Genomic DNA, 20856 nt, shown 5'->3' with positions numbered 1-20856 from the left:
GGCACAAGAACAGTGCCCTTTTATATCGACTATTTAAATATAACGTCATCCACGTTCAGTTCAATCTGTGTCCTCATGGCCTTTACCGCCTCTTCCGGCGTGATCTGCCCAAGCTCTAAGGTCACGATCTGGGAAAACAGCTCGCTCTTTAATGATGCAAGGCCGTCCACAGCCGGAATGCTCTTCGCATAATCAGCCATATAAGTTACATTTTTAAGAATCGGATTCTCCATAATCACATCGGATTCATTTTCCGATTTAATACAGGAAAGTGTATAAATGGTGCTGGCATGGTTTGCCAGATAATCGCTGGAACCTGCCGCCAGCTCTTTAAATATCTCCTTGCACAGTTCCGGGTACTTGGTATCCGCGCTGATTGCCATCATCTGAGGCGCTGCAACTGCAAACGGCTTGTCGGAATATTCTGATTTCGGGAACAGCACAAATGTTTCGTCTTTCGCAAATTCTTCCGTGGAAAGCCCAGCCGCCTGAGCCACATAGGTTGCAGAAAACATCGGTCCGTAATAAGCGAATGCCTCTCCATTTCCTACCATCTTATTGATAGTATCCCATCCCAGCTGGTTTAAGTTCTGAGGCGTGATCTTGGAAGTATTGGCATTGTCATATGTAAACTGGAAAAATCTCAAAATAGCCGCTTCATCGAAAACAAGCTTGCCGTTTTCGTCATAATACTCTCCGCCAAGGGCATTGAGCATATCGAAGAAATCATTTCCGGCTCCCGGTCTGTGTACCAGTCCGTACTGAGCGCCGCCCTTTTCTACAACGGTCCCGCACAGTTCGATAAACTGTTCCAATGTAAATTCACCGTCGGCAATCTTCTTTGGAAGGGCGTCAATCTCTTCCTGCGTCCATCCGATTTCTGCCAAGTCCTTATTGGAATAGTAGATTACGCGCAGAGGCAGGTCAAACGGCATCGCATATGCTTTCTGATCCACCATGGTCGGCGTGAAAATCCCGTCTACAAACTCATCTCCCATGATATCGGAAATATCCAGCAGACAGCCGGCATTAACAAATCCGGCCACATCCGCGTCGCAGATAAAGATATCAGGCGCGTCCCCGCTCTTATGGGCGAATACGATATTGTTGTGATAATCCGTATTGTTGATGGTCTGATAATCCGTTTCGAAATTGATCTTAATATTCTTTCCTTCCGCCGCATATTTCTCGTTTAAACGCTCAGCCGCGCCTAAAACCGCTTCTGGCATGGTTAAAAAGTCTCCGTTAAATCCAAGTTTTAAGGTAACCTCTCCCACTTCTTCAATTCCGGCCTGTTCCGACGCCGCTTCTGTTCCATTTTCTGCAGCTGATTCTGCCGCAGCCGTATCTTTCGGCGCCGCTGTGGACGCCGGCTCAGCCGGTTTACTCTGGCATGCCGCCAAGCTAAAAGCTGTGATAACGCTAAGTCCTAATGCAGCTAATCTTTTCCCTGTTTTCTTCATTCCCGTTCTCCTCCATTTTTCTTTTTATCTTCATGAATCAATGTTCTGACCGCTTCCACCGCTGTTTTCACCGCCCGTTTGGTATCGTGGCACTGAATATCCTCCAGTCCCAATTCCCGCCTGGTCTGATTGCCGATTACCAGGAGGACAGAGCCCACTCGAACTCTGCGCACGCCTCCCACGATAAACAGGGTGGCCGACTCCATCTCTGAAGTCAAAGCGCCGCACCGCTTCCACGCTTCCCACCGGTTTTGCAGTTCTGTGTGAATCGGCATATTTTCCGGTTCATGCTGTCCGTAAAAGGAATCCTTGCACTGCACCACGCCCACATGGAACCTCAGTCCCAGCCGTTTGGCGCTTTCTTTCAGCGCGCATACCACCTCATAATCCGCCACAGCCGGATATTCGATGGGGGCATATTCCCTGCCGGTTCCATCCATGCGGATTGCCCCTGTGGCTATCACCACATCCCCGGCCATCACATCCGGCTGCATTCCCCCGGACGTTCCGATTCTGATAAATGTATCCGCATTGCAGTGGATCAGCTCTTCCATGGCGATCGCTGCCGAAGGCCCTCCAATTCCGGTTGAGGTAACGCTGACCCGTTCGCCGTCTAACGTCCCGGTATATGTAACATATTCCCTGTTTGATGCGATCAGCCTGGCATCCTCCAGATACTCCGCAATGGCTTTACACCGTCCCGGATCTCCCGGCAGAATCACGTATCTTCCCACATCTTTCGGGGACACCTGGATATGATATTCACATCCTTCTGAATATACATTTGACATCTGCTGTCCTCCCTTCGTTATCATAATACATCTGTTTCCGTAAAATATTCAAGCATTATTTTGTAAAGTTTTAGTAAAGTTTACTTCTGTTTCCTGACTAAATTATAGCACATACAGCAGTTATGTCAATATTTTTTTGCATTTTTAATGCTTTTTGTCCACTTTTTGCAAATATCGCTTGCTTTTTGTTTCAGTAAACATTATAATGAATTTAGTAAACTTTTTTATTTTAAATTCACAGTCCGGAGGTAAACCTATGAAAACTATTGCCGATTTACATATGCACACAAATGTGAGCCAGCACGCTTACAGCACGTTAAATGAAATGGCGCTCGCCGCCAAAGAAAAAGGCCTCCTGGCATTCGGGATCACCAATCACGGACCCGAGATGATGGACGGCGCCATAGCACACCATTTTTTATGCATGAAAGGCCTGCCCAAACAAATTCACGGCCTCAGATTCTTTGCAGGAGCCGAGGTAAACATAAAATCCTATGAAGGGCGAATCGATCTCCCCCCTGCCATCCTGGAAAACCTGGATTTTGTCGTCGCCTCCTATCATGTGGAAGCCATATCCCCTTCTTCGCTTGAAGATCACACGGCCGGACTATTAAATATCATTGAAAATCCGTCCATAGACTGCCTTGGACACATCGGTAATCCCGTGTTCCGATGCGATTATGAAGCGGTTGTAAAAGCGTGCGCGAAGCATCACAAACTGATTGAAATCAATTCCAATTCCTTTTCCGTAAGGCCCGGAAGCCATGAAAACTGCCTGGAAACGGCCCGGCTGTGCAAAATGCACCGGGTTCCGGTAATCATCAGCTCCGACGCCCATTCCTGCTACTCCGTAGGCGATCACGGGGCCGCCGTTGAAATGCTGGAATCCATCGGATTTCCGGAAGAGCTGGTTGTCAATTCTTCTTGGGATAGGCTAAAGGAGTGGTTTGAAATTTAATTGATGAAAAAATGCATGGAAGAGGAGCGGGAAACACAGCAGCATCGTGCTTTAGGCCAACTTGGTCCGAAGTCCATAAGTTAGAAAAAGAGAGGGAAAAGCCAGATTGCTTTTTCCTCTCTAAAATATTTCTAATACGCCTCTCTCATTAAGGCGAGATAAATTGTACTTAAATAATAACCCTATTTCTTGTCCAAATCAGTTGTTACATCCTTTTCTATACCAGAATCTTTAAGAAAATGCTTTTTACCAAGCTTAGGATTATAATGCAAAAATGGAATTACTAAAGCTGTTAGGCTTAATACACCACTAGCTATGCAGATAAGCAAAAGTCGGAATTCAAAAATAATATAGGACATATAATCATAATTTCTTATTGATATAGACGTGGACATAAATATTACTATTGCAATGACAGTTAACCAAAATAAGTAGTATAACGAATAAAGTATAATTTTCTTCTTCCGGGAAGTATTTATATATGCAGATAGCTTTTCTATAATAAATACTTTCAATGCAAAGGCCGCTGCAAACGAAATCAAAAAACATGAGATTACACTCAAAAGAATACAAATAACATTGTTAACCGAAATCTTAATACATGTAAATTGATATTGTAAGTTGTATACCCCAGAAGATTTGCTTATACCAGCAAAAGAAAATAGCGTCATATAAACTCCAATAACAACACAGTAACAACATTTGAGCAGCAGTCTCCATTTTCCGTTTTTAGGGAAAGTTAATTCCAGCAGTGATGCCAGAGGGTTATACATAAATAATGCAATGGCATATTGTAAAACTGAAAATACCGGAATATTACTAATTATAATATATAATAAAAATAGAACTGCAATTATAATCAAATTCTTCTCTTTTTCCTTGCGTCGATAGTAATCAGGTAATATATTTTTAACCACTATATCAGATATTTGCTCTGGTATCTCTGAGGTCTGAACATCGTAGATTTTTAATTCTTCTTGTATGTGCTGAAATTCAAGATAGTCTTTAACCAGACTATCTTTTAGTTCTTCAAGGCTATTGGTTAAAGAAGTTTTTTTAGCTAACTTTGGTATCTGTTCATTTATTGCCCCTGTCAATTCTGTCTCAACTTGTTTTAGTTGATTTATATGATTCTCCGTTAACTCTTTGTCTATATTCTTTTCTGCAACATCATATAAATACGCTCTAATAGCCTTTTCATTTTTTGCATCCTTCTTGGCAGATTTCCCGTCAATAAAAGCAAGAATTCCAACAATCAAACTGATAATGCCTAAAATATTAAAAATATTTTCTTTTAAAAATTCCATAATAACATCCACATCTTTTTCTAAAGATTTTAGTTCACCCAGTACATCCTTCTCACCGAAGACGAGCCTATTTGTATTAAATCAAGTATACAATAACCGAAACACATCGTCAATCCTCGGTCCACGTTGGCTTAAAAAGTATGGGTATTGTCTTCTTCTCGGCTTTACAACATAAAACGCCGCCCCTAGTCTCAACTTGGGCGGCGCTTGTTCGGTAACCTAATAAGCACTCATTCTATTTTTTCTTATTTTTAAAGGGTATATAGGCACTTTCCCTATATCAGCAGAGCCGCGTTTTCCATCTTCCCGGCACCGCCGTTCTTAACCTAAAAACCATCATTTCCTTAAATATCCAATAAAACCTGATGTTTTACCAAATCCTCCAGCGTATCCCGCTCCCGGATCACAGCCACATCCCCATTTTCACGGATCAGAATCTCAGCCGGGCGAAGTCTGTTGTTATAGTTGGAAGACATGGCCTGGCCGTATGCGCCGGCATCCAGAATTCCAAGCACATCTCCCTGACGAATCTCAGGAAGCAGCCTGTTTTTCGCCAGTATATCGCCGCTTTCGCAGATATTCCCCACAATGGTGACTTCTTCTTTTTTCTCCGACGGCTCATTTCCCGGCCGGTAAATCTCAACGCCATGATAGGAATCATACATCGCCGGTCTGATCAAAACGCTGAAGCCGATATCACTGCCCGCATATTTTTGTCCGCTGTTGTATTTTACAGCATGTACCTTTCCTAAAAGCACGCTGGATTCAGCGGAAACATAACGGCCCGGCTCGATCCTAAGAGTGATCTCCTTTCCGTACCGCTTTGTAAAAGCCTCCATCTTTTCATCAATCGCCTTCCCAAGCTCCTCCAGATCAAGGCGCGCTTCCCCGTCCTCTTTATGGTAAGGGATTCCAAATCCGCCGCCAAGATCCACAAATTCCAGGTTTTCAAACATCATAACCGTTTCAAACAGCTGGTCCATGCTCTTTAGCAGCTCGTCGCCTTTCATATACAAAGATCCAATATGCTGGTTGATTCCCACCAAAGTCAGACGATATTGGTTCAAAAGAACCTTCACCTGATCCAGCTGATCAGTAGAGATTCCGAATTTTGTTTTCTTTCCTGCTGTAACCACCTTTTCATGATGGCCCGCTCCGATTCCCGGATTTACACGGATTGCCACTCTGCCGCCCGGATTCAGCTTTCCAAACTGCTCCAGCTGAGCCAATGAGTCCACGCTGACCAGCACCCCTTCTTCAATCGCATACCGCATCTCATCCTCCGATACGTTATTGCAGATAAAAAAGATATCTTCCGTCCGGAATCCCGCCATTCTTTGAGCATAGATTTCTCCCATGGAAACGGCGTCCACCTTCAGGCCCTCACTTCTTACGATCTGAAGAAATGCAAGATTACAGTTGGCTTTTGACGAATAGTCCACTTCAAATTTGGGGTAAGAGACAAACTGCTTTAACTCCCGGCAGCGGGTTCTTAAAATTCTCTCATTATAAACATAAAGAGGGGTTCCATAAGTTTCCGCCAAACCCACAGGATCTTTTCCCTCAAAAAAATTCATGCGGTCAGTTACATCCGATAAAATCTTTTCCATTTTATTATCCTTCCTTCTTTTGTTTCTCGCTTTATTATAACTGCTGGATATGGGATTGTAAAATAAATATTTTGATTTATGGGGGATAAAATTGGAAGGAGAGGCAAGAAAATGGGTGAATGACGATTCGGTACGAGATCATTTTCCAGTGGTCTCTTCCTGATTCAACATTCACCCTTTTACATAAACCCTCAAGGCATTTTTGAAAATGCCTTCACCCTTTAATGTAAACCCTCAAGGCATTTCCGAAAATGCCTTCACCCTTCATGTAAATCTCTTATGACTCTCCATCTCCAAGACATCCCAAACAAACAACTTTTCCAGTCCCGCCACACCTTCTGCATGAAACCTTCACTTCATACCTTGTAGCTCCCGAACCAAGATTAATGCTGCTCCCCGTCTGAGTCCTTTTCCCCATACCGTCGCAGTCATCACATTTCACTTTCCCTTTTCCACCGCATCTTCTGCATACGGCCGCTGCCCTTGTGGTTTCCTGAGGAACAGTCGTCCGTGGTGTATAGGTATAACCGCTGTAGCTGTTGGATGAAGCTGCCCCGGTGCCAGAGCCCATATAGGAATCAGTCCTGGCCTTTTTTGTTTCCTGTTCCGTTTCTTTTTTGCTGTTTTCAACTTCTTTTTCAAAATCCGCAATGATTTTATCATATGCACTTTGAAACTGTTTATCATTTTCTTCCAGCGTTTTTTCCAGATTCTGAAGCATCGGATCGTATGGATTGGTATAATCGGTGTCTCTTTCTCCTGCAAATGCTGTCATCCCCATGGCTGCCGTCAACGCTGCTGCTGTAACGATACCTGCTAATAATTTTCTTGTTCTGCTCATCATAATGAATACCCCTTTCTTATTTACCTTTTCATTAACTATTCTTTTATTTTCTCTTGTTTGTTATCTGATGTACTCATTATATACGCAGGCAGAAACTCATTCTGCAACTTTTTTCCGCTGCTGTTTTTCCATCTCATAGAGATCTTTCTGATTCTCTCCGATGAAATCCAGCCATTTATCCATGTGTTTTTCTATGTTATCCAAGTAAACCGTAAGCTTTCGCTCCACCGCATCCCGGCTGTTTTCCCAAACCGGGTCTTTCACAGTAAAAGACTCCATCTTATCCAGCACCTGCTGCTTTACATAAGCAGTCTCTTCTTCTCCCCATTCCGCAAACCAATAATTGATTCCGCAGTAATAAAAGCCCTTCATATCTTCCTGTTCTTCCATATCATATTGATAGGTAAATTCCAGGCTGTTTCGTGTTACGCTTCCCTCTCCCTCATTTTGCAGATAGTATTCCAGATAGCCCAGGCTGTCAATATATCCGGCCAGGTAGCCCTTCCTCATATCGGCGTTAATCTGATATTCTTCCGGATCGAAACCGTATTTTGAAAGCAGTTCTGAAAAACCAGGTTCCATCTCATAAGCCGGGCCGGAACCGCTTACTTCTTCCATCTTTTCTATGGTTTCACGGACAACCGTCTGGGCCTCCTTCAAGTTTTCCGGAGTTGAATCTTTAAGATAAATGCCAACACTCTCCAGCGCTTTGGCATAATCTCCATTATCCTGATCCTGCACCAGCGTGACCGCAGCAAAATCATCCACAATTTTCTTATAATCTTCATCAGCCTTCTTTCCGCCCGATCCACAGCCTGCCAGCAATAAACCGGCGGATAAGACAATGGCCATATGTAATACTCTTTTTTTCAACTCTTCCTCCCATTCCACCGCCCGAAACGGCATAAAACGGCATAAAACAACAGTAGACGGCAGAACTTACCAACCGGGCACGCTGATCTTATAATTCTGCATCTTCATTTCGTCCTTTTTTTCCTTCACCTGACGGGCCGCACCCTCCAATTGTCTGGATATCTCTTCCTCAGTTTGGCCGCTCAGCGGATAGGTTAACATAAATTTACTGAACACCTGCATCTCCTGAACCGAATCCAATACGGTATCCGCCGACTCCTGATCCAGGCTTACAAGCACCCGGTTCAGTTCCAGATAGCTCATCTCCGAATAAGCTTCCAGATATTCCTTGTAAGCCTTCACTAAAGGTTCCCTTTTAGCCCTGTCATAATAAGGGCTGTCTTCCCCGCACAGGCTCTCTTCCAGATGATCCAGCGCCTCCGTCATGACCGTCTCCATGTCTCCCGGCTTTGAATAAAGGCTTTGCATGGACGATATGGGAATATCCGTTTTAAGCATTTCAAGTTCAGCCAGCCACTGCGTTCCATCATTGGCCATAACTCCGTATTTATGCAGTTCCTGCCTTTTTTTATCGATCAAACGGCCCAGTTCTTCAACATCCTGAGGTTCCCCATCCAAAACCTTGCCCGATAAGGCATTTTCCAAAACAGTCTGCTGGCCGCTGATCTGTATATCCAGGACCTGCAGGTTCATGACCAGACGGGAAAGAGCATTGCGGACCACCTGCCTGTCTTCCTCAGACAACCGGCCGGGCGCCTGGGATTTCCAGACAGCGATCCCCGAGGTTAAAATCACCGCGGCCAGCAATATTGCTGCACAGCCTTTAATTCCCCAGGATTTCCTCCGGTAACAGGCAATCTTTCTTTTATTTTCAGCCGAGACATTTGCCAGATAGTCGATAAAATTGTCATGAATCAGCCCGTAATTTCCATCCCCGCTCTTCTCCAGAAGGTTTAAACGGTTGATCAGCTGCTCCGAAACCGCATAATCAAACCACTCCCTGTCATTGGCAATTTCTTTAAACATCAGCCTGGATTTCCCCATATATTCGGGAAATGCCATTCCAAAGCTCTTCTGATGGAGAATATGGTAATTCTTCTGTATCAGACGGTACAATTCTTCCAAAGTGATCAAAGTCTTCTTTCTGCGCTTCATCTCACCTGCAATCTCCGGCAAAAGGTGCCGGATCAGATAGCTGTGCCTTAACTGTTCCCCCTGATTTCCTGAATCCATGCGCTGTTCATGTATACAAAGGCTGTCCAGATACCGGCCGATCATGTCTTCCATGCTGCCGGCACATTCCGTTCCTTTTTCACCGCATCCGCTTTCCAGATTCATACCCATGGTCTTCCGGTATAAAGACAGCATCATGGGGTTGCCCAGCATTGTCAGAAACGGCTTTTCATCCGGAACGGGAATCCTATACTGTTCCAATTCCCGAATCACAGTCTGTTCCGACAGCGGCAAAAGCTCGGCCGTCAAAAATCCGTGCAGACCATACTTTTTAACCGAATCCGAACGGTCTGTTACCAGGATTCCAAGTCCCGGCCGCCTTCCCAGATCTTCGATCTCCTTGAGCAGGCTTCCCGTCTGTTTGCCGGCTTCATTCAACCCGTCCAGAAGCAGGATAAAAGATGCCTGGTTCTCCTGTATCCGCAGGTCAAACAACCGGTTTAATTCATGAAGAGCCGCCTCCATATCCTTTACCTGCTGGGAGAAACACAGGTGCCGCAGTATGCATTTTCTGATATAATACGGCTCTTCTCCCGCCTCCTGATAATCGGTCAGCGGAATGTATACAACCACCGGCATGGCCGGCTGGTAACTCTTAATTCCCTGTCTCCATAATTCCATTAAAAACCTGGTTTTTCCCATGCCGCCCGGACCTTTTAACAGAATCCGCCCGCCAGACTGAAGCCAGCGCAGGCAGGCGCTTTGGGGAAGAATTTCCCCGCTGTCCGTGCGCACTTCCCGTTCCAGATAGGAATTGTCAGGACGGCGCTTTTCCTTCCAGGTCTTTCTGCTCACTTCCCATACCGCGCTGTGAGAAATGCCTTTTCCATCAATTCTGAGAATCAGTTCCTCTATCTCTTCCCGCATCTCATCCACGGACTGATATCTTTTTCTCGCCAGAATATTCAGGCCTTTTGACACGATCTGAACCGCCTTTTTCGCGGCCGAAACAGGCTGGTTTCTGAAAATCTCCAAATCCTTAGGAAAACGCCTGCCCAGTTTATTGCCCACAATCTCCTCGTCCGAAAGTCTTCTCCCTGTCAGCATGCGGAAAAATACGGCGCATACAGAATATAGGTCCGTGGAAGGTCCTACGATATCTTCCTGCCTAAGGCGGATCTCAGGAGCCGAATACCCTTCTTTAACGCTGAACAGCCGGATCTCCCCGTTCTTTTGCTCCATCGGCCATACGCTGTTATAATCGATGAGCAGCGCCCGGTCCGCCAGCATCAGTATATTATCCGGACTGATATCCAAATGCAGGATACCATTTTTATGAAAACACTCCAAAGCGTCCAGAATCTTTTTCATCCCTTCTGCCGCCGATCTCAGGTCCTTAATCTCCCCTTCCTGCAAAATCAGCTCCAGATTTTTCCCGCCGTGCACCGACAGGATAGAATAGTAAGTTCCGTAAGCCTTATAGGAATTCAGGTTTCCGGATATCTGTTCCGGCTGAAGTTCCAATAGTTCCAGATTTGCCTGATTCCCCCGGTAAAAGCTTTGGCGGCAGCGTTCCATATAAGCCATACCGTCATTTTCGCAGCAGACATTTCCCGATTGGTCGCGGTAAATCATTCCCTGGGGATGTATAGGAAATAATTCTTTAATCAGCACTTTATGATAACACCCCCGGTTCAGCCGGTCTTCATAGCTGGCCCGGTAAACCACGGAACTGCCTCCGCAGCCTTCCACCGTTTCCAGCCTGTACTCCGTTTCTCCAAGAGTTATAATATCTCCTGCATCCAATAACTGCCTTTTCTGCTCCATGTCCGCCCCCCTTTCCCGCGTTTTTTCGGCAATACACCAAAAGGCATTCATCTTCTGATAAATGCCTTTTGGTGTACTGCATTTTTACACGGTTATCTTATCATATAACCGCCGGCAATCCTGCAACTTTTTTCCTTCTACTCCTCATCAAAAAGGACGCTTAAAACCGCTTCCATCCGGTCGCTTACAAAATCCCCCTCCTGCGTCTTCATAGCATAAAGCACTAAAAGATCAAACGGATTGCCGGGGTCGAGAAGATTCATTCCATAAGAATCCAGAAAAAGGTTCATCTTCTCAAAACGGATTTCAAGGCGGATATCGGAATCCTCATCTTCTTCAAAATCATCCAGATAATATTCCTCATCCTCCTCCCCATCTTCCATTCCGTCAAATGCCTCCGTAATCAGGTACAGAAGAATCAAAACCTTTCTGCTCACATCCTCTTTTCTGCTGCGCATATTCAGCAGATTGCTTTCATTAGGCCAATATTTCTTTACCAGCCGCTGAAGCAATATGTAATCAGACACCTTTTTCGTCTGCGGCACATTCATCCTGATATAATCCCTTACCACTTCTTCCATGGTGAATTTACGCTCCGGCTCGCCGCTTTCCCCTTTAGGATTCTGCAGATAATCCAAAAGCTCCGTAAATTTTGCATATGCAGTCTCATGCAGTATTCCAAGTTCTCCGCTGTGCTTCCGGAAAAATTCAAATAGGTCTTCATCACAGGAGACATGACAAAATGTGTCCCTCACCTGTTTCGTATAAACTGGTGTTTCCTTTTTTCCGCTCCCTTTTTTTCCCACTTCCTCTTCATAAATCCTGCACGCTTCTTCCTTTAAATGCTGCGCTTCCTCATAACTTTTCCCGTTTCTCAGCGCATAGGCATATACCAGTTCTTCCGGATTGCGGTAATGGATTCCAGTTTCAGAAGCCGTTCCCAGCACCAGCCCCGCCTGCGCCTCATCCAGTCCCAATATAAAACAAATCTGAAACAGGGTTTCCCGGTTTTTCGGCATATTCTGCCCCTTAATCCAGTTGCGGACCTTTCTGGATATGCTTCCATATTCTTCGCCGGTGAGTTCCGACAGCCCCTGCGCCAGTTTCGATGCCAGATCTTCCCCCGGATAAACCCGTTCCAACACGTCGTTAAAGCCTCTGAACCGCGCTCCTTCCTTCAGAAATTCCACCATTTGCTGTGGTGTCTTATCAGCTCCCAGCAAAAAAGCCATATTATTTCCGGAAATCACTGTCATATCATCCATACCCATGTATTTCTTCTCCTCCATCTATCATGAAATCCGCGTCTTCAGCCAATCAGCAGACTTTTATCCTACCGCATTTATTAGATTGTAACATAGATAAGATATTTTTGGAATTCAAAAAAATCCCGCAGACACAACGTCTGCGGGATAATTACTGGGCTACAAGGATTCGAACCTTGAACTGACGGAGTCAGAGTCCGTTGCCTTACCATTTGGCGATAGCCCATCACAACAACAAGATATATTATATATGAAGCGCTGTGAAAAGTCAATAGTTTTTTCAATTTTACCAATTTTTCACTCAATAGACCCGATTGTTTCTTCGAGTTCAATATCCAATTCCAGCTCTACGCTTTCTTCCTCAGTCTCCTCTTCTGTTTCTTCCTCTTCTTCCGTCTCTTCTATCTCATCATCCACATCTGCATCCGACTGGGACGCAATCGGTGTGGCATTGGACGGTGTGGCATTGGACGGTGTGGCTGCCTTCATTCCATTTGACGCTGTGGCTTTATCCTCAGCCGCCGGCACTTCCCCTGCAGGCGTTTTAGCCGTTTCCTCCGGTAATTCTCTGCTATTATCCACGATCTCTTCATCCACAGGCCCGTCAGACTCAATCTCTTCCTGAATTTCCCGTTTTAATTCATCCTCGTCAGCCAGACGGCGCACCGGTTCTTCTGTGCTCTCCGGTTCTTCCTCATCGTCCTCGCTGTCTGTAACTGCTTCCGTTATATCCTCTGTACTCTCTTCTTCCGTCTCTTCCTCAGAGATTGTTTCCTCTTCAGGCGCGCTGTTGTCCGCCTGCACAACTTTCTCAAGTTCTGCGCCCTGTGACAGCTGGGCAATATTGAGGGCGGAGAGCTCTTCCATATCGTCCATATCAAGATCTTCGTTCTCCTCAATTAAGCTCTGCACATAATGAGCTTTTCCGCAGGAAATCCCGTATTCCTGTGCCAGTTCCTTTAATTCAGGAGTCACCTCGATCTCCTGGTTATAAACCACCGCTTTTACATCCTTTTCTTTAAGCGTTTTCTCCACGTCCTGAGCCGCCTCTTCACGAATGTTCCTGCTGCCCCGCTTAATATCGGAAACAGTGACCAGGACAGCGTTAAAGTCTTCCTTCAGATATCCCTGATCCAGCATGGAATCCACCAGACTGTTCACAGCCTGATCCAGCTTTTTCCCTTTAATATCCACAGACGATAAAATGCTCTCCCCATCTCCATTAACCGCTTCCGCCTTTAAAATCTTGCTGCTGCGGTTTAAAGACAGCTCGATCCCCGGATTAACGTCAATTCCCACGACAGAGACAACCCTCATCTCCCCATAGGCATAAATTCCCCCTGATATTGAAATCAAACAGACGCAGGCTGCCGCTGCAGCCATTCTTTTCCATACTCTGCTAAATGATATTACAGATGCTTGTTTTACCGCTTGATCCTGCGGCGCCGACAAATCAATTCTGTCCAACACATCGGGAGTAATCTGCGTCACAGCAGAACACAAACGCTGTTCAATTTCATCTCTCGCAATCTTCTTTTTTGCTTCTGCTTTCAACGTATTCACTCCTCTCTTAAATATTTTTCCAACTTTTTCATAGCTCTGTTATATTTGGACAAAACCGTAGCCAGCGGCATCTTCAGTGAAGCTGCAATTTCCCGGTGTTTCAGTCCTGCAGATGCATGCAGCAAAACAATCTGACGCTCCTCTTCCTTCAGTATACTGAGGGCTGCCTGTAAAGCCATCTTATCCGCCGCCTGTTCGATGGGAAGACATATCTCACCAGGCTCCCTGTCCTCCAATTCATCAATTCCGATATCCGCCTGATGCTTCTTCTCCCGGAACTTCATATAACAAAGATTCCGGGCAATGGTGAACATCCATGCCAGAGGTTTGCCCTGCGGTACATACCCCGCCGCCGAAACCCATATCTTCAGATACGCCTCCTGCATGGCTTCCTCCGCATCGTCCGGATTCTTCAAAACAGACAAAATATAGCTATACATAGTACGGTCAGTATTCTGATACAGCTGCCGAAATGCGAACTCATCTCCAGTGCCGACACGCCCCAGCAACTCTTCATCGCTTAACTTCTCATAGTCTGGCGGTATATCACGACTCATATGAATTCCTTTCTATAATGTTAATGCTACATTCTTCCATCTTATTGCATCAATCTGGAATTTTCTCAGACAACTAGCTTTCCGCACAAAAGCTGTTCTCCACTGTAATGACGCAAAAACACCTCTTATCCCTTCGATTAACTGTTTCCGCAACCTTTCTTCTCAAGCTTTTTCTCATATCCTCATTATATTCCCTCGGAACTACCAGATCAAATATCAGATTAATTCTCTCAGTCCCGTCCACAATCCTAAAATCATGGAAAGACAGCCTCGAATCAATCTCTATTAAAACCCCCTTCACCAGCTCTTTGAAGTCCATTACCCTCGCATCACTGGTCTCAACCGGATCCATATGGATAACCATAAAGATTCCAAAACGCTTTGCAGCCTCCCGTTCCACCCGGTCGATAATCTCATGTGACACCTCGATATCCACATGATTTGGCACCTCCGCGTGAATCGAGGCCATGCTTCTGGACGGCCCATAATTATGAACGATCAAATCATGGGTTCCCACAATTCCGTCGTAGCTTTCAACAAACTTGGAAATCTCTTTATACAGCTCCGGATCGATCGCCTCCCCGATTAGCGGAGCCAGCGTATCCTTTGCGATATTGACACCTGCGATCATTACAACTACGGAAACCACCAATCCGATCACGCCGTCAATATTATATCCGGTTGCCACAAAAACTAATATGGACACCATCGTCGCCCCGGTAGTGATCACATCGCCAAATGAATCCGCAGCAGTCGCCACCATAACCGTAGAATTAATCCTCTTTCCAAGCTTCCGGTTAAACATGGCCATCCACAGCTTCACAACAATGGAAAGGGACAAAATCACCAGAGAAATCGCTTTAAATGACAGCTCCTCCGGATTTCTAATCTTTCCAAAAGAAGTCTTAAACAGGGAAAATCCCACCTGGATAACGATAAATGCCACGATAAACGCCGCGATATATTCGATCCTTCCATGGCCGAACGGATGATCCTCATCCGCCGGTTTTTCCGCCATCTTCGTGCCCACGAATCCAATGATCGAAGACGCCGCATCGGATAAGTTGTTAAATGCATCCGCCATAACGGAAATACTCCCAATCAGCAGCCCGATAAACAGCTTTGCCGAAAACAGCACGATATTGCAGCAGATTCCAACCACCCCGGCTAAAAGTCCATATCTGGTTCTCACCGCCACGTCCTCTACATTATTATAGTCCTTTATAAATCTTCTTACTAAAAAATCTGTCATTCATACTCCACCTTTGTAAGAAAAAGCCCTTCCGGCGGCGCCGTATATCCCGCTGCCTGTCTGTCCTTTGCCTGCACAATCTGCTCCATGGACCCCGGATCACGTTTTCCCATCCCCACTTCGATCAGCGTACCGGTCAAAATCCTCACCATATTATACAGGAATCCATCCCCCGTATACCGAATCTCCAACACCTGATCCCGCTGATGAAATGTAATTGAATGGATGGTTCTTACCGTTGACTTTTTCATTTTTTTATTGGAACAAAAGCTTTTAAAATCATGTGTGCCGCACAGCTTCACCGCCGCCTGTTCCATAGCGGACAGATTCAGCTTCTGCCCCAGACCATATACATATTTTCTGGTAAATACGTTCTTTTTCGGTCCCATATCCACGTAATAAGTATAGGTTTTCTTAGCTGCGTTCAGCCTGCTGTGAAACCTTTCATCCACCTCTTCCACGCTGAAAACAGCGATGTCCTCCGGCAGATACCGGTTCAGATAGTCCTTCAGTTCCTCCGAATCCCACTTCTTTTCCAGATGGAAATTGGCCACCTGTCCATATGCGTGAACCCCCGCATCCGTCCGCCCAGAACCGTGAACCTCTGTCTCCGTTCCCGCCATCTTGGAAATCACCGCTTCCAGTTTTCCCTGAATCGTCTGATCCGTATTCCCCTGTTTCTGCCACCCGTCATACCGGGTTCCGTCATACTGTAAAATAATCTTATAATTATAGCTCAATGGCTTTCTCCTATATCTTCTGTTATCTTTTTAGTATACCACTTTCCTCAATCGCTGTAACGGCCTCTTTCAGCTCTTTTTCATCCTGCACCAAAGCCATCCTCACATAACCCTCTCCCGACGGCCCAAATGCGCTTCCCGGCGTCACAATCACCCCTGCCTTTTCCACCAGATCCATTACAAATTCTTCAGAAGTTTTATAATGCTCCGGGATTCTGGCCCATACAAACATGGTCGCCTCCGGTTTATCCATATCCCATCCAACAGCCTTTAATCCGTCGCACAGCACATCCCTTCGTTTTTCATAAGCAGCTCTGGTATCTGCCACACATGACTGATCCCCTGATATGGCCGCGATCGCCGCCTGCTGGATCGGCAGAAACATTCCGTAATCCATGTTGGATTTAAGCGTTTTCAGCTGGCTCACCACCTGGCTGTTCCCCACGCAGAATCCAATCCTGGCTCCTGCCAGCCCATAGGTTTTAGAAAGGGAATTAAATTCCACTCCCACATCTTTAGCTCCCGGAAAACGCAGAAAACTTCCGCAGTGTTTTCCGTCAAATACCAGCTCGCTGTACGCGTTGTCATGCAGCACAATGATCTCATATTTTTTCGCAAATGAAATCAGCTTTTCATAAAAACTATCAGGAGCCATCACGGTAGTCGGGTTATTCGGATAGGATACCACCATGAATTTTGCCCGTCTCGCCACATCCTCAGGAATATCATCCAACCGGATCACATAACCATTCTCTTTCTTCTGCGGCATATAATAAAGTTCTGCTCCGGCCAAAAGCGGCCCGTCCGCAAATACCGGGTAGCAGGGATCAGGCACCAAGACCAGCTCCCCTTCATCTACAACCGACAAAGCGATATGAGCCAACCCTTCCTGAGACCCCAGAAGAGAACAAATCTCTGTTTTCGGATCTAATTCCACCTGATACCGGGTTTGATACCACTGCGCCACCGCCTCTAACAGAGCACTTTGATCATTAATCGCATAGATATAGTTCTCTTCTTTCTGAGCGGCCTCACAAAGAGCGTCTCTTATATGCTTTGCAGGCGGAATATTAGGCGTTCCCACGCTTAAATCTGTCACCCGCTCCCCATTTTCCTGTTTCCGGCGCTTTATCTCCAATAACTTTGAAAATATTCCTTCTCCAAAACGGTCCATACGCTTTGCAAATTCCATTTTCTTATCCTCCGTCCTCTGACCTCTATTTCAAATACTTGTCCGCAATCCCTTTTAACTGATCCCTGTGGCCTGTAAACCACCGGTCAAATGTGGTTCTCTCCGCCGAAACAGCTTCTCCCACCTCTTTTAAAAATGCCGGGATATCCTCTTCCAGCATCACGCCCCAGCTGTCGCCGAAACGCTCTTCCCCTTCTTTGGCACAGCCGTTCACATGAAGGGTAAATGCAGGAACCGGCACCTTATCAATCATTTTCACTCCGCCATGAAATCCCAAAGTTCCAATCTGATGAGTTCCGCAGGAAGACGGACATCCTGAGATATGAATCCTTGGAAGAACACCGTCCGCAAAATCCATCTTTCTCATCTCTTCTGTGAGCACATGCATCAGCTTCTGCGAGTCCCTCACGCCGACCTGGCAGATGGACGCCCCGATACAGGCAACCGAGGATTCAAACAGGTTATTTGCCCCGTCTGAAGTAACTTCAAGCACCCGCTTCGCTTCCTCCCCTGTGCAGTTAATGATATAAAGATCCGCATCCGGAGACAACCTCAGTTCCACCTGATCCATATCTTTAATCACGTCATAAATCTCTCCCCATTTATCCGGCACCGGCGTACCTCCCACAGGATGATAGGAAACCGCATAAAGCCCATCCTGTTTCTGGCTGATAATCCTCCGGTCTGAAATGCAGCTGCCGTCTCCGGTCTTGCTCACCGTTCCTGCGGTAATTCTCAAATCCAGATTCTCTCCGGATTCCAATACTTCTTCCAGCTTCTCCCGATAGGCCGCAATATATTTCTTCTGGCCCAGCGTAATCTGCATATATCTGGTTCTGGCCTTCGCTCTGTTCTCATAATTACCATAAGCGATAAATGTCTCCACCATCGCCTTAATATAGTAGAGAATCTTCTCCGGCCTGACATCTTTTGCCACGCAAAGCCCCTGCCTTGGATTTGCTCCCAGCCCGCCTGCGCTGTATACGTCAAAACGTCCTTCTTTTGTAGCAACAAAGCCAAGATCCCGGAATGTGGCATGGGTTTCATTGGCAGGAGAATTGGAAAATCCCACTTTAAGCTTCCTCGGCATTTTTACCTTGTTAATAAAACTGAGCAGATAATCCGCTGCCGCCTCAGCATATGGCATAACATCAAAATATTCTCCCTGTTCCACGCCGGAAAGCGGAGAAGCCATCACATTCCTCGGAAAATCTCCGCCGCCGCCCCAGGTAATTATATCATGGTCAGCCGCCTCTTCCATAATATCTCCGGCAGTCAGCCCATCTAAATTGTGAAGCTGTATGGTCTGACAGGTGGTAAGATGTACTTTTGTAATCCCATACCGTTCAATACAGTCCACTAAAAATTTCAATTTATCCTTTGTAACACGGCCCGCACTCATTCTGAGACGAAGCATATTGGCATTACCGCCTCTTTGGGCATAACTTCCAAATCTTCCTGAAAAGCCCTTATACTCCTTTGCAGTGATCTCCTGATTATAAAAACGTTTTGTCATCTCTTTAAAGGCTGAAATCTCTTTTTTAAACTCTTGGGCATATTTTGTCTTCATTGCTGTTCTCCTTCAAGTATCTTTTTTACTTCTTCTGTTATAATATCCCCAATAAACTCATTATCAATTGATAAAACAATGGAATAAACATTGCCGGAAGCAAATTACCAATTTTTAGTTTTTTATTCAGCAGCATGTTAATCCCCAGCGCAAAAATCAAAATCGACCCTACGCAGGACATCTGGCTGATTACACCGTCGCTGAGGTACGGCCTAACAATCCCGGCAAGCAGCGTAATGCTTCCCTGATAGACCAACACAGCCAGCGCTGACAAATATACCCCTACTCCTAATGTAGCCGCATATACAACTGCCACCACCCCGTCAATCATTGACTTGGCAAAAAGCGTGCTGAAATTATGGTTCAGTCCATCTTCCAGCGATCCCACAATAGCCATGGCTCCCACACAAAATAAAAGCGAACTGGTCACAAATCCTTCAACAAATGTGCTGCTTCCTTTATTGTCAGACGGAATCCTGGCTCTGCACCACTCGCCCACGCCTTCCAGCCTGCGTTCAATATTAATCCCCTCACCGATCAGCGCCCCGATAAACAACGCTCCAATTATCAGCATGGTATTCTGCGTAGCCAGCCCGTTTCCGTCCACTGAAAGCAGCCCGGCAAGAGCCCCCGATAATCCGATAAACGTGGTTACCAGCCCGGCCGCAGTCATTATAATATCCTGAAACCGCTGAGGCAGGCCTCCTTTAATCAGTAATCCGATTGTAGTTCCAACCACAATCGCCGTCACATTAATCAGTGTCCCTATCCCCGCCATTGCTCTCCTCCTGTTTCGTTTCAGTCCAGTTCATCGCCGAGGCGGAAAGCTGAATTGAAACCCTGATTTTGCATAATCTAGGATATTATAGTACAAAATCCTTGATTTTACAAGAAATGGTGATATACTATTAACATGCAGATATAGTTCATCGGTAGAACACCAGCTTCCCAAGCTGGGGAGGCGGGTTCGATTCCCGTTATCTGCTTTTTTTATATCCATTTATAAGGAAATATTGGTATAAAATTTATTATTTTCAGTAAAGAGGGAATTTAAATGATTAACAGAAGTGATCTCGTACCATTAAACTATTATAAAAAAGAACCATTCTACGGCAGCTATCAGGGAATGCGCTACCGCGTCACCAAAAGTGAAGATATACTCTTAGCTACAGTCTGGCCGGAACCCTACAATTACGACTCCACACCGGACGAAAAAAAGCACTCTGCAGAGTTCGAATTCACACAGGAAGGCGTGATTCAGGCCTATCAGTGGCTGGATGAACAATATGAGATCGGCGAATATAAACGTCCGACTTTTTAAAGACAAACTATTGGTTCTCTTGCTAAATATTAAAAGCAGCTCGTATGCAGGTTAATAAAGATTATTTAACATTCATGCAACACGAAGTACATCACGACATAGAAAAAAGCCTAGTATTTACTAGGCTTAAAAAGAGCGCGAGACGGGACTCGAACCCGCGACCCCGACCTTGGCAAGGTCGTACTCCACCAACTGAGCCACTCGCGCATATTTAGTTTTTAGAATCGGGGTGACAGGATTCGAACCTGCGACCCCCTGGTCCCAAACCAGGTACTCTAGCCAAACTGAGCCACACCCCGTCATATCCCAAAACTATATTTAGTACAGACATGGTTTTAACCAAATCATATGTACCCTCAAAACCACACACTGAATCATATCTATCGGTATCTCTACCTTCCATCCGTTACGGCCTTCGCCGCTTTCCTCTTTTTCTTACCTAAACCAACTTGGTTAAGCCCTCGACCGATTAGTAACAGTCAGCTCCACATGTTGCCATGCTTCCACCTCTGCCCTATCTACCTCGTCGTCTTCAAGGGGTCTTACTACT

At 45.6% G+C, this 20856-nt stretch carries 17 protein-coding genes, 4 tRNA genes and 1 rRNA gene; 3 read left to right on the top strand and 19 right to left on the bottom strand.

Annotation, left to right across the window (positions count from 1 at the left end):
• Window positions 1-29 precede the first annotated feature (29 nt).
• Together C0033_RS03550 and udp are read right to left on the bottom strand one after the other, a co-directional pair.
• A complete protein-coding gene (locus C0033_RS03550) occupies window positions 30-1463 on the bottom strand; it encodes an extracellular solute-binding protein (RefSeq protein ID WP_103226506.1) in 1434 nt (477 codons plus the stop codon).
• Window positions 1460-2254 (bottom strand): uridine phosphorylase, encoded by a 795-nt coding sequence (udp, locus tag C0033_RS03545; RefSeq protein ID WP_103226505.1) that lies wholly within the window; start codon window positions 2252-2254, stop codon window positions 1460-1462. Before udp ends, C0033_RS03550 begins: the two co-directional genes overlap by 4 nt.
• A 256-nt stretch (window positions 2255-2510) precedes the next feature.
• On the opposite strand from udp, the gene C0033_RS03540 reads away from it, so the two are divergent.
• The gene (locus C0033_RS03540) at window positions 2511-3212 is read left to right on the top strand and encodes a phosphatase (RefSeq protein WP_103226504.1); all 702 of its coding nucleotides are present in this window, start codon (window positions 2511-2513) and stop codon (window positions 3210-3212) included.
• Between the two features lie 182 nt (window positions 3213-3394).
• Here C0033_RS03540 and C0033_RS03535 read toward each other — a convergent pair whose 3' ends face one another.
• From C0033_RS03535 to C0033_RS03470, 14 genes are all read right to left on the bottom strand, one after another.
• On the bottom strand, window positions 3395-4519 hold the full coding sequence (locus C0033_RS03535) for a hypothetical protein (protein WP_103226503.1): 1125 nt from the start codon (window positions 4517-4519) through the stop codon (window positions 3395-3397).
• A 344-nt stretch (window positions 4520-4863) separates the two neighbouring features.
• Complete coding sequence (gene lysA / locus C0033_RS03530) at window positions 4864-6129, bottom strand: diaminopimelate decarboxylase (protein WP_103226502.1); 1266 nt, start codon at window positions 6127-6129, stop codon at window positions 4864-4866.
• A 277-nt stretch (window positions 6130-6406) separates the two neighbouring features.
• Window positions 6407-6973, bottom strand: a complete 567-nt coding sequence (locus C0033_RS03525; protein ID WP_103226501.1) for a hypothetical protein — start codon at window positions 6971-6973, stop codon at window positions 6407-6409.
• Between the two features lie 96 nt (window positions 6974-7069).
• On the bottom strand, window positions 7070-7846 hold the full coding sequence (locus tag C0033_RS03520; protein WP_103226500.1) for a hypothetical protein: 777 nt from the start codon (window positions 7844-7846) through the stop codon (window positions 7070-7072).
• 66 nt (window positions 7847-7912) lie between these two features.
• Window positions 7913-10846, bottom strand: a complete 2934-nt coding sequence (locus C0033_RS03515; protein WP_180994544.1) for an NACHT domain-containing protein — start codon at window positions 10844-10846, stop codon at window positions 7913-7915.
• A gap of 137 nt (window positions 10847-10983) precedes the next feature.
• Window positions 10984-12135, bottom strand: coding sequence for a hypothetical protein (locus tag C0033_RS03510; protein ID WP_180994543.1), 1152 nt, complete (start codon window positions 12133-12135; stop codon window positions 10984-10986).
• 130 nt (window positions 12136-12265) lie between these two features.
• Window positions 12266-12337, bottom strand: a tRNA-Gln gene (locus tag C0033_RS03505).
• A 71-nt stretch (window positions 12338-12408) separates the two neighbouring features.
• Window positions 12409-13665, bottom strand: a complete 1257-nt coding sequence (locus C0033_RS03500) for a hypothetical protein (protein WP_103226497.1) — start codon at window positions 13663-13665, stop codon at window positions 12409-12411.
• 5 nt (window positions 13666-13670) lie between these two features.
• Window positions 13671-14231, bottom strand: coding sequence for an RNA polymerase sigma factor (locus C0033_RS03495; protein WP_103226496.1), 561 nt, complete (start codon window positions 14229-14231; stop codon window positions 13671-13673).
• A gap of 73 nt (window positions 14232-14304) precedes the next feature.
• On the bottom strand, window positions 14305-15483 hold the full coding sequence (locus tag C0033_RS03490; protein WP_103226495.1) for a cation diffusion facilitator family transporter: 1179 nt from the start codon (window positions 15481-15483) through the stop codon (window positions 14305-14307).
• Complete coding sequence (truA, locus tag C0033_RS03485) at window positions 15480-16223, bottom strand: tRNA pseudouridine(38-40) synthase TruA (RefSeq protein ID WP_103226494.1); 744 nt, start codon at window positions 16221-16223, stop codon at window positions 15480-15482. Before truA ends, C0033_RS03490 begins: the two co-directional genes overlap by 4 nt.
• 22 nt (window positions 16224-16245) lie before the next feature.
• Window positions 16246-17415, bottom strand: a complete 1170-nt coding sequence (locus C0033_RS03480) for an aminotransferase class I/II-fold pyridoxal phosphate-dependent enzyme (RefSeq protein WP_103226493.1) — start codon at window positions 17413-17415, stop codon at window positions 16246-16248.
• Between the two features lie 25 nt (window positions 17416-17440).
• Window positions 17441-18985, bottom strand: a complete 1545-nt coding sequence (locus tag C0033_RS03475) for a nitrite/sulfite reductase (RefSeq protein WP_103226492.1) — start codon at window positions 18983-18985, stop codon at window positions 17441-17443.
• Window positions 18986-19022: 37 nt separating this feature from the next.
• Window positions 19023-19763, bottom strand: coding sequence for a DUF554 domain-containing protein (locus C0033_RS03470; protein ID WP_103226491.1), 741 nt, complete (start codon window positions 19761-19763; stop codon window positions 19023-19025).
• 137 nt (window positions 19764-19900) lie between these two features.
• Here C0033_RS03470 and C0033_RS03465 point away from each other — a divergent pair.
• A tRNA-Gly gene (locus tag C0033_RS03465) sits at window positions 19901-19971 on the top strand.
• A 68-nt stretch (window positions 19972-20039) separates the two neighbouring features.
• Entirely contained in the window at window positions 20040-20306 is a 267-nt protein-coding gene (locus C0033_RS03460; RefSeq protein WP_103226490.1) for a GNAT family acetyltransferase, read from the top strand.
• 134 nt (window positions 20307-20440) lie between these two features.
• On the opposite strand, the gene C0033_RS03455 is transcribed toward C0033_RS03460, so the two are convergent.
• The 3 genes from C0033_RS03455 to C0033_RS03445 all read right to left on the bottom strand — a co-directional run.
• Window positions 20441-20513 (bottom strand) — tRNA-Gly (locus tag C0033_RS03455).
• A 17-nt stretch (window positions 20514-20530) separates the two neighbouring features.
• A tRNA-Pro gene (locus C0033_RS03450) sits at window positions 20531-20605 on the bottom strand.
• Between the two features lie 150 nt (window positions 20606-20755).
• Window positions 20756-20856, bottom strand: a 23S ribosomal RNA gene (locus C0033_RS03445); the annotation flags it as partial.

Origin of the sequence: Clostridium sp. chh4-2 (assembly GCF_002899675.1) — a bacterium.
In the GTDB taxonomy this organism is placed as follows: domain Bacteria; phylum Bacillota; class Clostridia; order Lachnospirales; family Lachnospiraceae; genus CHH4-2.
The sequence above is the reverse complement of the archived record's forward strand: the minus strand, read 5'-3'. Positions and strand labels throughout refer to the sequence as shown.

Excerpts from the sequence above, each read along its gene's own strand:
- C0033_RS03525 (WP_103226501.1), bottom strand. The coding sequence starts at position 6,973 with ATGATGAGCAGAACAAGAAAATTATTAGCAGGTATCGTTACAGCAGCA.
- C0033_RS03535 (WP_103226503.1), bottom strand. The coding sequence starts at position 4,519 with ATGGAATTTTTAAAAGAAAATATTTTTAATATTTTAGGCATTATCAGT.
- C0033_RS03470 (WP_103226491.1), bottom strand. The coding sequence starts at position 19,763 with ATGGCGGGGATAGGGACACTGATTAATGTGACGGCGATTGTGGTTGGA.
- C0033_RS03495 (WP_103226496.1), bottom strand. The coding sequence starts at position 14,231 with ATGAGTCGTGATATACCGCCAGACTATGAGAAGTTAAGCGATGAAGAG.
- C0033_RS03490 (WP_103226495.1), bottom strand. The coding sequence starts at position 15,483 with ATGACAGATTTTTTAGTAAGAAGATTTATAAAGGACTATAATAATGTA.
- C0033_RS03540 (WP_103226504.1), top strand. The coding sequence starts at position 2,511 with ATGAAAACTATTGCCGATTTACATATGCACACAAATGTGAGCCAGCAC.
- lysA (WP_103226502.1), bottom strand. The coding sequence starts at position 6,129 with ATGGAAAAGATTTTATCGGATGTAACTGACCGCATGAATTTTTTTGAG.
- C0033_RS03550 (WP_103226506.1), bottom strand. The coding sequence starts at position 1,463 with ATGAAGAAAACAGGGAAAAGATTAGCTGCATTAGGACTTAGCGTTATC.
- C0033_RS03480 (WP_103226493.1), bottom strand. The coding sequence starts at position 17,415 with ATGGAATTTGCAAAGCGTATGGACCGTTTTGGAGAAGGAATATTTTCA.
- udp (WP_103226505.1), bottom strand. The coding sequence starts at position 2,254 with ATGTCAAATGTATATTCAGAAGGATGTGAATATCATATCCAGGTGTCC.
- C0033_RS03515 (WP_180994544.1), bottom strand. The coding sequence starts at position 10,846 with ATGGAGCAGAAAAGGCAGTTATTGGATGCAGGAGATATTATAACTCTT.
- C0033_RS03475 (WP_103226492.1), bottom strand. The coding sequence starts at position 18,985 with ATGAAGACAAAATATGCCCAAGAGTTTAAAAAAGAGATTTCAGCCTTT.
- C0033_RS03510 (WP_180994543.1), bottom strand. The coding sequence starts at position 12,135 with ATGGAGGAGAAGAAATACATGGGTATGGATGATATGACAGTGATTTCC.
- C0033_RS03460 (WP_103226490.1), top strand. The coding sequence starts at position 20,040 with ATGATTAACAGAAGTGATCTCGTACCATTAAACTATTATAAAAAAGAA.